12 protein-coding genes are annotated in these 14,969 nt (G+C 57.8%); 7 read left to right on the forward strand and 5 right to left on the reverse strand.

All coding sequences use genetic code 11. The features are described 5' to 3' along the window. The first annotated feature begins 107 nt into the window (after positions 1-107). Genes ACNAZS_RS13185 through ACNAZS_RS13195 form a run of 3 tightly spaced genes read left to right on the forward strand, consistent with a single transcriptional unit; the run spans position 108 to position 3,942 of the window. Positions 108-806, forward strand: a complete 699-nt coding sequence (locus tag ACNAZS_RS13185; protein ID WP_415789914.1) for a gluconate 2-dehydrogenase subunit 3 family protein — start codon at positions 108-110, stop codon at positions 804-806. A gap of 3 nt (positions 807-809) precedes the next feature. Continuing rightward, positions 810-2,579, forward strand: a complete 1,770-nt coding sequence (locus tag ACNAZS_RS13190; protein WP_415789916.1) for a GMC family oxidoreductase — start codon at positions 810-812, stop codon at positions 2,577-2,579. Between the two features lie 10 nt (positions 2,580-2,589). Further along, a complete protein-coding gene (locus ACNAZS_RS13195) occupies positions 2,590-3,942 on the forward strand; it encodes a c-type cytochrome (protein WP_415789918.1) in 1,353 nt (450 codons plus the stop codon). Positions 3,943-4,171: 229 nt separating this feature from the next. Here ACNAZS_RS13195 and ACNAZS_RS13200 read toward each other — a convergent pair whose 3' ends face one another. After that, the gene (locus ACNAZS_RS13200; RefSeq protein WP_415789920.1) at positions 4,172-5,062 is read right to left on the reverse strand and encodes a LysR substrate-binding domain-containing protein; all 891 of its coding nucleotides are present in this window, start codon (positions 5,060-5,062) and stop codon (positions 4,172-4,174) included. A gap of 203 nt (positions 5,063-5,265) precedes the next feature. On the opposite strand from ACNAZS_RS13200, the gene ACNAZS_RS13205 reads away from it, so the two are divergent. From ACNAZS_RS13205 to ACNAZS_RS13220, 4 genes are read left to right on the forward strand one after another with little or no spacing between them, the layout of a single operon-like run. Further along, a complete protein-coding gene (locus tag ACNAZS_RS13205; RefSeq protein WP_415789922.1) occupies positions 5,266-6,123 on the forward strand; it encodes an NAD-dependent epimerase/dehydratase family protein in 858 nt (285 codons plus the stop codon). After that, complete coding sequence (locus ACNAZS_RS13210; protein ID WP_415789924.1) at positions 6,120-7,139, forward strand: Gfo/Idh/MocA family protein; 1,020 nt, start codon at positions 6,120-6,122, stop codon at positions 7,137-7,139. Before ACNAZS_RS13205 ends, ACNAZS_RS13210 begins: the two co-directional genes overlap by 4 nt. Next, positions 7,136-8,146, forward strand: a complete 1,011-nt coding sequence (locus ACNAZS_RS13215) for a Gfo/Idh/MocA family protein (protein ID WP_415789926.1) — start codon at positions 7,136-7,138, stop codon at positions 8,144-8,146. The genes ACNAZS_RS13210 and ACNAZS_RS13215 overlap by 4 nt, the downstream gene beginning before the upstream one ends. 51 nt (positions 8,147-8,197) lie before the next feature. After that, positions 8,198-9,175 carry a Bug family tripartite tricarboxylate transporter substrate binding protein gene (locus ACNAZS_RS13220; protein WP_415789928.1) on the forward strand — a complete coding sequence of 326 codons (978 nt, stop codon included), beginning with the start codon at positions 8,198-8,200 and terminating at the stop codon, positions 9,173-9,175. Between the two features lie 122 nt (positions 9,176-9,297). On the opposite strand, the gene ACNAZS_RS13225 is transcribed toward ACNAZS_RS13220, so the two are convergent. The 4 genes from ACNAZS_RS13225 to ACNAZS_RS13240 all read right to left on the reverse strand — a co-directional run bounded on the left by ACNAZS_RS13225 (position 9,298) and on the right by ACNAZS_RS13240 (position 14,940). Further along, positions 9,298-11,211, reverse strand: a complete 1,914-nt coding sequence (locus ACNAZS_RS13225) for a B12-binding domain-containing radical SAM protein (RefSeq protein ID WP_415789931.1) — start codon at positions 11,209-11,211, stop codon at positions 9,298-9,300. Positions 11,212-11,409: 198 nt separating this feature from the next. After that, positions 11,410-12,198: an IclR family transcriptional regulator gene (locus tag ACNAZS_RS13230; protein WP_415789935.1), complete on the reverse strand. Its 789-nt coding sequence runs from the start codon at positions 12,196-12,198 to the stop codon at positions 11,410-11,412. Between the two features lie 58 nt (positions 12,199-12,256). Continuing rightward, a complete protein-coding gene (locus ACNAZS_RS13235) occupies positions 12,257-13,726 on the reverse strand; it encodes a M81 family metallopeptidase (RefSeq protein ID WP_415789938.1) in 1,470 nt (489 codons plus the stop codon). Positions 13,727-13,746: 20 nt separating this feature from the next. Then, on the reverse strand, positions 13,747-14,940 hold the full coding sequence (locus ACNAZS_RS13240; protein ID WP_415789941.1) for an aminotransferase class V-fold PLP-dependent enzyme: 1,194 nt from the start codon (positions 14,938-14,940) through the stop codon (positions 13,747-13,749). Positions 14,941-14,969 lie beyond the last annotated feature (29 nt).

A 14,969-nucleotide genomic window follows, 5' to 3' on the forward strand; every position in this document is an offset into this window, starting at 1 on the left:
ACTCGCTAAATTTGTGCCCGGCAGGAAATTGCGGATAATCTGACGTATAAGAACAAAGGTCTAGATGGGGATCCATGTAACCATAGCCCTTGAAGTAGGAACACAAGATGCCTGACTCGCTTCCCCCAAGTCGCAGAACCTTTCTGCTTGCATCCAGCGCCAGCATGGCACTCACCGGCCTTGCCATGCCGTTTCATGTCAATGCCAAAGAAGCCCCCATTCAGCTTGATACGTACAAGCCTGAGTATTTCACGCCTGAAGAGTGGAGCTTTGTACTCGCAGCTACAGCCCGTCTGATCCCCTCTGACGGGGATGGCCCAGGGGCGCTGGAAGCCCATGTTCCGGTATTCATCGATCGCCAATTGGCGGGTGAATATGGAAGTGCCAAGGACTGGTACATGGTTGGTCCGCACGACCCAACGGCCAGTCCGGATCGGGGTTGGCAAACCCCACTGAACCCCGCAGAGCTCTATCGCAAGGCGATACCCGCGGTCAGTGCATGGTGTAAGTCGCGTTGGAGTAAGGACTTCAAAGATCTGTCAGCGCAACAGCAGGACGAAGCCCTCACTGCGCTTCAAAAAGGCGAAGTGGAGTTGGACCCAGAGCTCAGTATTTTTTTCGCTACTTTGCTGAGCAACACCAAAGAAGGCTATTTCGCCGACCCCATGCATGGCGGAAATTACGGCATGCAGGCTTGGTCGTACATCGGCTTTCCAGGTGCGCGCGCCAGCTATAAAGAATGGGTGGATCAGCACAACGTGAAGTACCCGTTGGGCCCCGTTTCCATCAAAGGCGAAAGGGCTTGAACCATGGCACGTATCGAGAAAAAGAAGGACGTGGTCATCGTTGGCTTGGGTTGGACGGGCGCTATTGCAGGTATTGAACTGGCCGCTGAAGGGCTGGAGATCGTGGCGCTGGAGCGTGGCCGCGACCAGAGCACGGTGCCTGAATTCAAATACCCCAACCAGATAGATGAGCTGACCTACGGCGTGCGGCTGAAGAACATGCAGCACCCCAGCCAGCAAACAGTGACCATTCGTCGTACAGAAACTGAAACGGCTTTGCCTTACCGGTCCATGGGTTCATTTTTGCCTGCCAATGGCGTGGGCGGTGCTGGTGTCCACTGGAACGGCCTTCTGTGGCGGCCGCAACCTGAAGAAATCCAGTTGTTCAGCTACGTGAAAGCGAAATGGGGAGAGTCCATCATTCCAGAGGGAATGAATTTGATGGATTATCCCGTTACCTACGATGAGCTGGAGCCGTTTTTCACGCAGTTTGACCTGGTCGCCGGCATTTCCGGCAAGGCCGGTAACCTGAAAGGCAAGATCCAGGAAGGTGGTAATCCCTTTGAGGGTTGGCGGTCGCAGGACTATCCCATGCCGCCCATGCCGCCTACTTTTGACTCGACCAAGTTCGAGGCTGCCTGTAAGAGCATGGGGTATCACCCGTTCCCAGCGCCGGCAGGGATCGCGTCCACCGCCTACGTGAACCCGTATGGCATGCAGATGGCGCCCTGTAATTTCTGTGGGTTCTGTGAGCGCTACGGTTGTTATCAGTATTCCAAGTCGTCGCCGCAGACCGCCATCCTCGATGCGCTCAAGCGCAAGCCGAATTTCACATATCGTACGCATGCGGAGGTGCTGCGCGTCGAGAGTTCGTCCGATGGCAAGACCGCTACTGGCGTGACGTACTTCGATGCCACCAATCAGGAAGAGGTATTTCAACCCGCAGACCTGGTGATTCTGTCGTCGTTCCAACTGAATAACGTGCATCTGCTACTGGTGTCCGGCATTGGCAAGCCTTATGACCCGGCCACCAACGAAGGCGTGACCGGCAAGAACTACGCCTATCAGATGAACGGCGGCGTGAACATGTTCTTCAAGGACGCCAATTTCAACCCCTTTATTGGCCACGGTTCGAACGGTATCTGCATTGATGACTTTAGTGTCAACCAGAACGACTTTGGCAAGCTGGGCTTTATCGGCGGCGCCTACTGGCGCTCGGGTACCTTCAATGGACAGCCGATTCGCTCCATGATTTTGCCGACTGACACCCCCACGTGGGGCGCGGGCTGGAAGAAATCCATCAAGGAATGGTATGGCCGCACCATGTCGATCGGCTCACACGGCTCGCACATGTCCTATCGTGCCAACCACCTGGATCTGGACCCCACGTACAAGGACCCGCATGGTCGCCCGTTGATGCGCATGACCTTCAACTGGCAGGAAAACGACCTCAAGATGAACCAGTACATGAAACTCAAAGCCGGAGAGGTGGGCCGTGCTATGAAGCCCGACATGATGCGGCTGGGTTTCAAGGATATAGGCGCGCAGTACGACGTGCGCCCCTATCAGACCACGCACAACACGGGTGGTCACATTATGTCCGACAGCCCGCTCGAAGGCGTGGTGAACCGCTACTGCCAAGCCTGGGACAAGCACAACGTATTCGTCATGGGAGCAGGCAATTTCGTACAGAACACCCAGTACAACCCCACCGGCATGGTTGGCGGCCTGGCTTTCTGGACGGTGAACGCCATCCGCACGTTATACCTGCGCAACCCGCGTCCCCTGGTCTGAGGAGCACACCATGAAAACAGCCCTCCGTATCTTGGGTGTCTTGGTTGTGCTGGTTGTCCTCGCGGCACTTGCTTTCATCTACGTGCCCGTCAAGACCACGCCACCCAACGAAGACCTGGCCTCCGACTGGAAGCCCGAACTTGGCCGTGGCGAATACGTCATGCGCGCTGGTGACTGTATGGCCTGTCACACGGCCGAGGGCGGTTCGCCCCTGGCGGGTGGGCGGGGCATCGCCAGCCCCATGGGCACCATCTGGTCGTCCAACATCACACCCGACAAGGAAACGGGCATCGGCAACTGGACACTGGATCAGTTCCGCGCCGCGATGGTCGATGGCGTCGTCAACGGCAAACACCTGTACCCGGCCATGCCCTATGAGAACTATCGCTTCATGAGCGAGAGCGATATCCGGGCCTTGTACTCCTACCTGATGAACGACGTGAAGCCGGTCAAAAACGAGGTACAAGCCACCGAACTGGACTTCCCGTTCAACCTGCGTTTTGGCATCCGGGCCTGGAACTGGTTGGCCTTGACCGGCGATTCGGCCTTCAAACCGATGGATGGCAATGAGCAGCAAATCCGAGGCCAATACCTGGTCGAAGGCGCAGGCCATTGCGCCGCCTGCCATAGCCCGCGCTCGGCCTTGATGGCACAGGATGGCACCCGCTTGGGTGATGCCAATTTCCTGACTGGCGGTGAACTCGACGGCTGGAACGTTTCCGCGCTACGAGGCTCAAATTCTTCCATTGAAAACTGGTCCACCGCTGATCTGGCAGCCTACCTGGCCACCGGGCGCAATGTCCACTCTATCGCCAACGGAGAAATGGCACTGGCCGTCGAGCATTCACTGCAGTACCTGAATGATCAAGACCTGAACGCCATCGCCATATTTCTCAAGTCCATGGATGGACAACCCATACAAGACGCACCCAAGCAGGTAGCTGCTCCTGGACCTCACGCTATGCCCCCAAGGCCTGCCAATGAGGCCGGGCTGGCCACAGCCAAGCTGCTAACGGCCGCTTCACCCGATATGCCTCTGGGCGCACGTCTGTACCTGGACAACTGCGCCGGCTGCCACTTCGTCACAGGCAAGGGAGCGTCCGAGATATTCCCCGAGCTGCAAGGCAACGCGATGGTCCTAGGCAAGGACCCGAGCCCGCTGGTGTCGACGATATTGAACGGCACGTCCGTGCCGTCGACGAGTCGTCGCCCTATGCATCTGGTCATGCAAGGCTATTCTGACCGTCTGAGTGACGAGGAGGTTGCGACGCTGGCGAGCTTCGTGCGCTCGGCTTGGGGCAATAAGGCCGGTGAAGTGACACCAGATCAAGTGGCCAAGGTCAGATCGGCCAATCAGCATTGAAAGGATGCGGCTTGGTGCGACCACGTCACGCCAAGCCGCACCACAGAAGTTTGCTGAAGCACAATCTCAAAAGCTCCCTGTTTGTACAGCAGTGCTGATTAGTGACGAGCTCACGAGCGCAGGCGAAATTTGCACTCCAGTGACTTTCCATCGTAGTGGCTGTAAAGCGCTTCGATATTCAATGAGAATGCCGGCTAGACGTTATCGAATCTCACGAGGCGGTCGAGTTTCAGGCCGCCCGAGAAGGCTCGATAAACCCACGGACAATCTCCAAAATGCTGGCCAATAGCGGCGATTCGTTATTTTTCAGATAGAAGCAGTGCAAATCCATTGAATACGCCTCATCCACGTTCAATGGTCGATAAATCACGCCCGGCAGTTGCACATTGGTCATCGATTCGGGAACGAGACTGACGCCCACGCCAACTCCGGCAAGTAATGTTGCGGTGACCACGCTATTGGACGGCGGCGTCATGCGCGGTATAAAGCCTGCCTTGCGACAGATCTCGACGAGCTGCGATGCTGCAGTGACTTCGGTGCCTGGAATGAAGGTTTCATGCCGCAGTTCTCCGATGTCAATCCATTCGCTGCGCGCCAGTGGATGCTCCTCGTTCATGGCAACGTAGAGGCGCTCGCCACAGACCCGCAACACCTCGATATCGGATTCCGTGGGCAACATTCTCTCAAACACAATAAGCACCTGATTTCGACGCAACGCCTTTACCTGCTCGGGCGTTTGAGCGTAGTGCAGATTCAATTCGACATCCGGATGCGAGATCCTGAATTGGCGCAGCACCCGGGGAACGGCACCGTAGATCGAAGACCCGTAAAGCCCGACGCTCATCTGGCCAGTCTGGCCAAGTCCGGATTTGCGCACCTTTTCGCGGGCTTGTCGAAACAGTCCCTCAATGCTGCGCGCATCGTCGAGTAAGGCTGCCCCTGCCTGTGTCAGCGACATGCCCGTGGCTGTGCGATCGAACAAACGCACGCCCAGCTCGCTTTCCAGCGCGTGGATATGACGGCTGAGTGGTGGCTGCGACAGACATAGCCGCACCGCGGCGCGACTCAGTTGCCCTTCCTCGGCAACCGCGATAAATGAGGTCAACTGTTTAAGATCCATACTCCTGCCCGTTACGGAATCAGTAAGGCCCATTACTTTTTTAGCATTGGCGAACCGCTTGGCGATGCACCATACTCAATAGCATATACGGCAAAACCCTGGGCCACACACCATAAAATCGCATCCGAGCCCATTTTCGGATGCCTCATTCATCGGAGACTGAAACCTGGGCGCACTCGGTCGCAGGTTGCATAGCAGATACTATGGCCATCCCCATTAAAATTGCCCTGAGTGGCGCAGCGGGAAATCTGGGGCGTATTTTGCGCACAGCATTGCCCGAGCTCGGATACAAAGTACGCAGTGCGGGAGGTCGCACCGAGCTGAGGCTTCTTTTCCCGGATGAAGACATCATGCATGGCGACCTGCGTGAGCCCGAGGTCGTGGACAAACTGCTCGACGGCATCGATGTCTTGGTTCATATGGCCGGGACCAGCGTCGAGCGGCCCTTGGCGGAAATCATCGAAAATAACCTGATTGCGCTGCATGCCGTCTACGAGGGGGCACGTCGGCATCGCGTCAAGCGTATCATTTTCGCCAGCTCGAACCACGCCTTCGGAATGCATCCGGTCGAGCACACGTTGCATCAAGGTACGTGCTATCGGCCAGATGGGTTTTATGGCCTGTCGAAGATGTGGGGTGAAGGCATGGCGCGGATGTACTGGGACAAGCACGGCATCGAATCAGTTTGCCTGCGTATCGGCAGCGCCTCGGAGACCCCACCGGCCAATCGCCGGCATCTGAGCACCTGGCTGGGCGTCGAAGACCTCATCCACTTGGTGCAACGCGCGATTGAGGCCCCCGATGTGGGCTACGCCGAGGTATGGGGCGTATCCGCCAATAGCCGCGCGTACTGTGACATGTCCGAGCCTAATCAGATCGGCTACGCTCCACGGCAGAATGCGGAGCAATGGGCCAGCCAAGCCGAAGGCATCGCCGTGCATGCCGATCCTGTCGCGTCTCAGTATCAGGGCGGCCCATTTGTCGTGCATGACTACACGCCAATGGAGGCACGGCCTGGCCGTGCCTTGGGGGCAGCACCAAGTAAAAAGGACGAATCGTGATCAAATTTGCGGTTATCGGACTGGACCACCGCCACGTCTATCATCTCATCGAAGAACTTCTCGCCGTTGGTGCCGAGTGCATAGGCTATTGGACGCAAACCTCTGATCCGCGTGTGCTAGAGGGCGTACGGGAACGCTTTCCGCAGATCCCGCCCATTGACGACCGTCAGGCGCTGCTGGAGAACCCTGATATCGACCTGATTGTGACGGCCGCTGTACCGTGCGAACGCGCGGCTATTGCCGTCGAGGCGATGCGGCTCGGCAAGGACGTTCTCACTGACAAGCCTGGCATTACCGATGCCGAACAGCTCGCCCTCGTTGAACGTACTACCCAGGAGACCGGTCGGATATTTTCGATTTGCTTTTCCGAACGCATGATTGTGCCCGCGGTGCAAACTGCGCTGCGGCTGGTGACTGAGGGTGCGATTGGCGAAGTCATTCAGACCCTCGGCCTGGGCCCGCATCGGTTGAACCGCGATATCCGCCCCGAGTGGTTCTTTGACACGGCGACCTATGGCGGCATTCTGGTCGACATCGCCTCACATCAAATCGATCAGTTCATGATGTTCAGCGGGTCTAGCGATGCAGAGATATCGCACGCCGCAGTGGGGCATTTCGGTGCAAAGACACCGAACTCGTTCCAGGACTTTGGCGAGATCGCTCTGCGCTCGCCCTCGACAGGGCGGCGCGGCTATATCCGTGTCGACTGGTTCACGCCCGATGGATTGCCGACTTGGGGAGACGGTCGCTTGTTCGTCCTCGGGACCGAAGGCAGTCTGGAGCTGCGCAAGTATCTCGACATTGAGGGCCGTCCTGGTACAGACCATCTTTTTCTCGTCGACAAGAAAGGGACCCACCACATCGATTGCCAACAAGAGCCTTTGGTGTTTTTTCGTCAGTTGGTCAATGACGTACGCGACCGTACCGAGACGGCCATGGGCCAATCGCACGTTTTCACTGTCAGCCGACTGGCACTGGAGGCCGACGCGATCGCGCGACAAGGAGATAAACAATGACCAAGCTCGGCGTTGCGCTCATCGGGCTTGGCCCCGGATCCCAGCCACACGTTGCCAGTCTGAAGGACCTGCGCGACGAGCTCGATCTTCGATGGGCCATTTGTCGCGACCCCGCACGCGTGCCGCCGGGTCTGCTGGACAATTGGGTGACAGCCACCACCGATATCGACCGCGCTCTGAGCGATCCACAGGTCGATATCGTCATCGTTGCAACGCCGGCCGCCACGCATTTAGACATTGCGAGCCGCAGTCTCGCTGCCGGAAAACACACCCTGGTCGAAAAACCACTCGAGGTGTCGCTTGCCCGCGCCGAACAACTTGTCCAGCTTGCGCAGTCCAGCGGCCTGCGCTTTGGCGTGGTTCTGCAACATCGGCTGCGTCCCGGCGCCCAACGCCTGCGTGAACTATTAACTATCGGTGATCTAGGTGAAGTGCAGGCAGCAACGCTGACCGTTCCCTGGTGGCGTTCGCAAGCGGGGTACTACGATGCGGCGGGCCGCGGTACCCGCGCCCGGGACGGGGGAGGCGTCTTGCTTACGCAAGCCATCCACGCCATTGATCTGTTTCGCAGTCTGCTGGGCGTCAGGCAAGTACTCGCGGCGCGGGCCATCACCACCGATATCCACGCGATCGAGACCGAAGACTATGTCACCGCTCTGCTCGATCTGGACAACGGTGCTCCGGGCTCGATCATTGCGACGACGGCCTCTTATCCAGGCCGAGCCGAATCGCTCGAGATCATCTGCCTGCAAGCGACCGCGCGACTTGAGGGCGGGCGGCTGGACGTGAATTTTCATGATGGCAGGCACATCGGTGTAGAGGCCGAGGGCAAGTCCGGTAGCGGCGACAGCATCATGGATTTTTCTCCTGCGGCACATAAGGATTTGATCCAGGACTTTGCACAAGCGGTCAAAGAAGGCCGTCCTCCTCTCGTCACCGGCGGCGAGGCATTGGAAACCCATCGTTTGATCGAATCCATTATTGAGGCCTCGAAGCAGATGAAATAGGAATGGCGCAAACGCGTTTGAAATTTATTAAATAACGAGAGGAGACACAACATGAAGCGCATTGCCATATCGGCTGCCATGATTCTGGCTGCGACCATCACCGCCAGCCCTGCGGTTGCCGCCAGTACTGATTACCCAGACAAACCCATCAGACTTATCGTGCCCTATCCGCCCGGCGGCACGTCGGACGTTCTGGCCCGACTCTTGGGCACCAAGCTCAGTAGTGAACTCAAGCAACCGATCATCGTCGAAAACCGGCCTGGCGCGGCCGAGGCCGTTGGCGCCGGCGCGACAGCCTCGGCTCCCGCTGACGGCTACACGCTGATGCTGGCCACGCTGTCCAGTCTGGCCGTTAACCCCGCGCTGTACAAAGGGTCTCTGACCTACAACCCTGAAAAGGACTTCAAGCCGATTGTCCACATCGCAAGTGTTCCCGCGATCTTGACTGTCAACCCCAAGGTCCCGGCGAATACGCTGCAGGAGTTGACCGCGTACTTCAAGTCGCACTCTGAAAATACCTACGCGTCACCGGGCGTTGGGTCTCCGGGTCACCTAGGCATGGAGATGTACAAGCAAAACGCGGGCATTGATGTATTGCATGTACCTTATCGTGGTGGCGCGCCTGCCTTGCAAGATCTGGTATCCGGCCAAGTTGATGCCATGCTTGTCCTGGTTCCAGAAGGAATGCCGTTTGTTCAGGCAGGGCGAATAAAGGCGTTAGGCATATCGACATTGGAGCGTTCCGCTCAGTATCCGGATCTGCCTACCATGAGCGAGGCCGGCCTCAAGGATTTCGAGATTTTCCTCTGGTATACCTTGGTCGCCCCGAAAGCGACACCGGATGATATCGTCAACAAGCTGAATCATGCCGTGAATGCGGCGTTGAAAGATGATCAGATCCGGGCAAAACTGAAAGAGTTGAGTATTGACCCGGCAGGCGGATCTCCAGAAGACGCGCAGGCACTGATCAATCAAGAGTCGATCAAGTGGAAAAAATTGATCGACGCTCGTGGCATCACGGCTGATTGATAGAGCTGACCCTGCCTGGCTTTCACGTACAGCACGTCTGCAGCCCGTAAACATTCTTCGCTGTTGACAGGGATGAGGCTCCGATGGCTGACTGCAGACGCTGGTGGGGAGAGTTTCTCGCACTAACCACGTTGGTTCAACGCACGGCTGATGTAGTTGCGCGCCACCGTGGTTCGCGGCACCTTGAAAGGAAACCAGGTGCGCACGTCCTCGTCCAGGCCGATACCGTGCATGTAGTTGTAGATAGCCTTCTTTAGTCCTTTCCCGAGCGCGTCATGATCAACCCCCGTGGGATCATGAAAACCGATATCGTTCTTCGCAAACGTGACGGGAGGCAATGGCTCCAACGTCACGCCGTATTCCTCGGGGTTCATGCCTACCGGTGAATGGACGGTACAGACGAAGCGGTGGAAGAAGCCGCTTTGAATGCAATCATTCTCAAATAGTTGTCGCACGTACTCTAGTGCATCGACGGTATCCTGCACCGTTTGCGTGGGGAAGCCGTACATGAGGTAAGCATGCACCAGAATGCCGGCATCGGTGAACGCGCGGGTCACCCGTGCCACTTGCCCGACGGAGACGCCTTTTTTCATCAGGCTCAGCAGCCGGTCCGAGGCCACTTCTAGTCCGCCCGATATGGCGATGCAGCCGCTATTGGCCAACAGCTCGCATAACTCGGGGCTGAAGGTTTTTTCGAAGCGGATGTTGCCCCACCATGAAATGCCGGCGTTGCGTTCGATCAGCTCGGTCGCGAGTGCCTTCAGCGACTTGGGGGGTGCCGCTTCGTCGACGAAATGAAAGCCGGTCTGCCCTGTTTCGTTCACGATGGTGTCGATCCGGTCCGCGAGCACTTTCGCCGAGGCGCCTTCGTAACGGCCGATATAGTCCAGATTGATATCGCAGAAACTACATTTCTTCCAATAGCATCCATGCGCTACGGTCAGCTTGTTCCAGCGCCCGTCGCTCCATAAACGGTTCATCGGGTTCAGCATGTCGAGCAGCGACAAGTAGCGATCCAGTGGGAGGCCGTCCCAGGTGGGCGTGCCCACTTCCGCGAATGCGATATCGGGCTCGACCATGTTCACGTACTGTACGGTTCCAGTGTCGTGATCACGAAGGAAGGTTCGTACCAGACGCTGACGCGAACGCTTGCCTTGCAGATGTTCCAGCAAAGACTGCAAGGGCCGTTCACCGGCGTCTAGCGTGACATAGTCGATGTAATCGAACACGCGCGGGTCTTGCAGTTCGCGTAGCTCGGTATTGACGAAGCCGCCGCCCAGCACGGTGACGATGGTCGGGTCTTGTGCCTTGATGGTTTGGGCGATACGAAAGGCGGCATAAACGGTGCCGGGAAATGGCACCGACAACAGCACCACTGTGGGCGCATGGCGCGTGAGCGCCTCCGTGGTCAGATCGCGCAGGGTTTCGTCCACCAGATTCAATGGGGCCGATAGCGATTGGGCCAAGGGGTCGAAAGTGGGCTGGCTGCCGGCCAGTGATTCGGCATAGCGCACGAACTCGAAACGCGAATCGATGGCGTCCCGCAACACGTCCGCGAGATCATTCAGATACAACGTTGCCAGGTGTTTGGCGCGGTCATGCAAGCCCAGCGCGCCAAATGCCCAAGCCAAAGGGTCACCGCCATCTTCGTCCAGGTACACGTCCAAGGAACTGAAACGCGGCCCCTCGGGTAGAAAGTTACGACTGACGATGCGGTGTGCCAAGGTGGAATCGCGGCCTTGCAAGAACGCGATCACCGGTCCTATTGTCGCCAGGTAACGTGGTTGCTGGGCTACGAACGCTTGGACCGTCGGGCTGTATGTTTTGGCCGGTAGCGCGGCGACACGTTCCGCCACGGCACGTAGGCCGTCAGACGAGAGCAAGCGCAGTACCAGAGCAAGCGCGAGATCCTCTTGGAACGCCGTTATTCCGCGCGACCGCAGAAAACCGGTCAAATAGGCAGTGGACGGATAGGGCGTGTTCAACTGCGTCATCGGCGCAATGATGGACAGCACGCGTAAAGGCAAGGTGGGCATGAGGCACGGCAAGATTGCCGTCGAAGCAAGGATCGTGGCAATTATAGGCAACCGCGGCGCGAGAGCGTGGAGCTCGTGATTCCAATATTGATCCCGAGTTGATCGAAGCCTGTATTCTCGGCCCCTTGTATACGCAAGACTAAAATGAGAGGCTTTTTCCGGCAAAAGGCAGATTTTGGCGATTTTTACGTGCCGGGCTTATTCGGTAAGCGCACGCTGCACCCGTAGGGATGCACGCTGGACTGCGTCGGCGTAATAGTCGCGCCGCTCGTGCACGCGTTGTTCGGGCAACACGATCGAAATGGTCGCCACACACGCGCCCGAGGCATCGCATATCGGCGAGGCGACACATGCCACAGAATAGTCCGACTCCCCGATCTGAATAGATAGCCGATCGCGGAACGCCTGGCCGGCGGCTTGCGCAAGATGCTCTGCATCGGTGTCGGCACGCCCGGTATGTGACGCTTTGGCCGCCAGCGTGAACAATGCCACCCGCTCTTCCTTGGGTAAGTGGCCGACGAGCAATCGGCCCGACGCGGTCCAGTTCAGCGGAATGCGCGAGCCGACCCGGGAGCTAACGTGAAAATGGCCTTTGCCTTCCACCATGCCTACCACCACCATTTCGTAGCCTTCACGAGTACATACTTGCACCGTTTCGCCTACTTCATCGGATAGCCCTTGCATCTGTTGCTTGGCGAGTTCAAGAAAATCTAGCGCCCGCGCATAACTTAAGCCGTATCGGTACATTCGTACGCCGAACCAGATTTTTCCATCGTTTTGCCGTGACAGCAGCTCGCGCTCAACCAACGACTCGATCAGAGGGTAGGCTGTGGATATAGGCAAACCCAACGATTTGGCCATGGCATACGGCGCGGCCGGTCCGTTCGAGGCATGCAGGTAGTCGAACACCTGAATGGCACGGTCGATACCGCTTACGCGCGAACGCGTTGCCGTGGGGGATGGTCGTTCCGAAGAGGATTTGCTCATGATCGATGGCGGGTAGGAGGCAGACGTTCGGAATGAACGCTGATTCGATATTGTGGCATTACATAATCAATTTCGGCTCGGTTTCGGCATCCAGTGGCCACAGCGGATGTGTGATTTTGGTGAACGGAATTTTTGTGAAGTCGCTTACCATGGGGCCGTCCGAATCGATGTAGATCACACTTGCCGCGATAGGGGCATAAGCGGCCATGAAATGATTGTTCGATTTCACCACTACCAGCTTGCGTTGGGTAGGGTCGATACCAACGTTGGTGAACAACTGTAGGCCTAATGCCTGAGTGCGCATGGTCGTTAGCACGACCTCCACACCGCCCACGCGGATGGCGGCGCAATCGCCGAGATCGTTGACGGCCTTAACCAAGGTCTGCTTGCAGTCTGTGCCTAGCCCGACCACCTCTACATAGGCATCGATGGGCATGCCAGACGATGCACCCGTCTTTCCACCAAAACGCAGTTGGAGCCTGCCACCGATCCCCGCCGCAAAGCATAGTTGGACCGCGATCGGGTCCCACAGCGGGCCGACGATAGCGCCTTGTATGTTGCGCGCGACCAATGATCGGATAATCGTCGTGTTGTCGCTGCCTGCCCCTCCGCCGGCGTTGTCGGCGGGATCTGCGATCACGACGGGCCAGGCCGTCGAAGCGAGGGCGTGATCGAGTCCCGCCTCGACTTCGAAATATTCCGGCATGCTGCGACCGCGCAGCGCGATCAGGCGTTCGCCGACTAGCGTAGCGACACGATCGGCCGCTGCTTTGTCGCCATCGGCTATTACCAGAATGCGTGCGCCCAGTTCGGGCACATCTGCATAGGGAAAGGAATGGCAGATCGAAATCGACAGGATATTGTCATGGCCTTCCATGGCGATGATGTCGTCGACCAATTGGCGCATTAGCGTGAGGGTGGTGCGATAACTCCCTAACTGCTGACAATCGAACACTGATGATACCGGCTTGATCTCGCCACGAATGGTTCGTAACACCAGATCCAGAATTTCCTCTGCCCGCTCGACGGTGTCGGTATGTGGATGTTCCTTGTAGAGAATGGTGATGTCAGCGTTCGCGATTCGCTTGCGGGTCAGATGACAGTGCGGATCGAGCTCCACCCCGATGACGCAGGCTTTGCCCACCAACGCACGCACACGCTCAAGGATGTCGCCTTCAACGTCATCGTAGCCATCGGCCACCATGGCGCCGTGCAAACCGAGCAATACGCCATCGAGTGGCAAGGCCGCACGCACTTGGTCCAGAATTTCGTCGCGCATGAACTCATAGGCGGCGCGCGTTGTCGTGCCCGCAGGCGAGGTCTGGAAGCAACTTCCCTCGATCAGCTCGAAGCCATCGATAGCAGCACGCTTGCGCGCCACCCAAAGCGGTGCCGTTTGCGCCAGCGGATGTTCGTCGGGGTGTTCGCCAGGGCGTAGAAATGTACCCGTGCGATAGGCTTCAAGCGAGCAAATGAGCGGCGAGAATGTATTGGTTTCTGTCGCCAGTGATGCCGAAAAGAGTTTCATGCAAGGCTCCAATAGAGGTGTTATTCGGGCCAGTTCAACAGCGCGGCGGCGTTGCGATTGCGTCGCTCATGGACGGGCGTAGGCTTGTGCGTCGACTGCGTGGCAGCGGTCGCGATCGCTGTGCGTAGTGTCTTGGCGACGATGTCAGTCTCGTTATCGCGGACATTGCACGGATCCATTTCGAAATATCCCTGATCGATCTCGTCGTCACGCACAATGACGGGACGCTCGGCTTGCGAAAGTAGGTCCGCTAGCTCCCAGGCAGTGACCTTCGCCTGTGCCGGATCGACGCTGACGCGCAGGCGGCTCAGCGGATTACCGGTGGGATCGGGCAGGATCTCGGTACGTATGCCTGCAAAACCCGCTACCGCGTCTTGCCAGCACACCAGATTGGCGTTCTGACGTTGGCGATCGGCCGCATGATCACGCTTGACCCACGCCTGCAAGGTGGCGGCGGTGGCTAGAATGCCTTCCTTGCCGACCTTCATGCCGCGACCAATGCCAATGTTTTGCAAATATGCGTGACGTACATGTTCACGTTTACCCACCACGATGCCAGCGGTGATTCCGCCCATGAACTTATGTGCGGAGTACAGGCAGATGTCGGCGCCTAGCGCCAGGAATCGACGCAAATCGTATTCCGAAGCGGCATCCACGATCACCGGCACATTGCGTGCATGGCAGACCTCGATAAACTCGTCGAGTTGGATCAATCCGTATTGAACCGCGTGGTGCGATATGACAAAGACGGCTGCTGCCGTGCTTTCGGTTATCGCAGATTCGAGCTGATATCGGCGGCCTGTCGTTGATTGACCCACGGGCACGATGCGCGCGCCCGAGATGCGGATGGCTTGATCCACCGGGGCGCCGTAGTTAATGAGATGCCCCGTCTGAATGAGCACCTCGTTCTTGAGTCGACTCGTATCGGGCAGCCGTTCGACCGCGCCCAAGTCCGGGCCGGTCATCGTGCCTGCCACGGCGATGGTCAAACCCGCGGAACAGGATGCCGTCACAAAGCCGGCTTCGCTTTCGCACACCTCGGCAATGACGCGGCTGGCATACTTTTGCAGTGCGCCAATTTCAACGAATTGCGGCAGGATTTGCGATGCGGCCTCGATCGCCTCCGGAACGGCAATGGATGCGCCCAAGCTGGTCATTGTGCCCGAGACGTTGATGACGCGCCGCAGCCCCAGAGATTCTCTTATGTCTTTCAATGCAGCACCCCAATTCAGTCTGTGTGATC

The organism is Bordetella tumulicola (assembly GCF_965138755.1).
Classification (GTDB): Bacteria; Pseudomonadota; Gammaproteobacteria; order Burkholderiales; family Burkholderiaceae_B; genus Bordetella_A; species Bordetella_A tumulicola.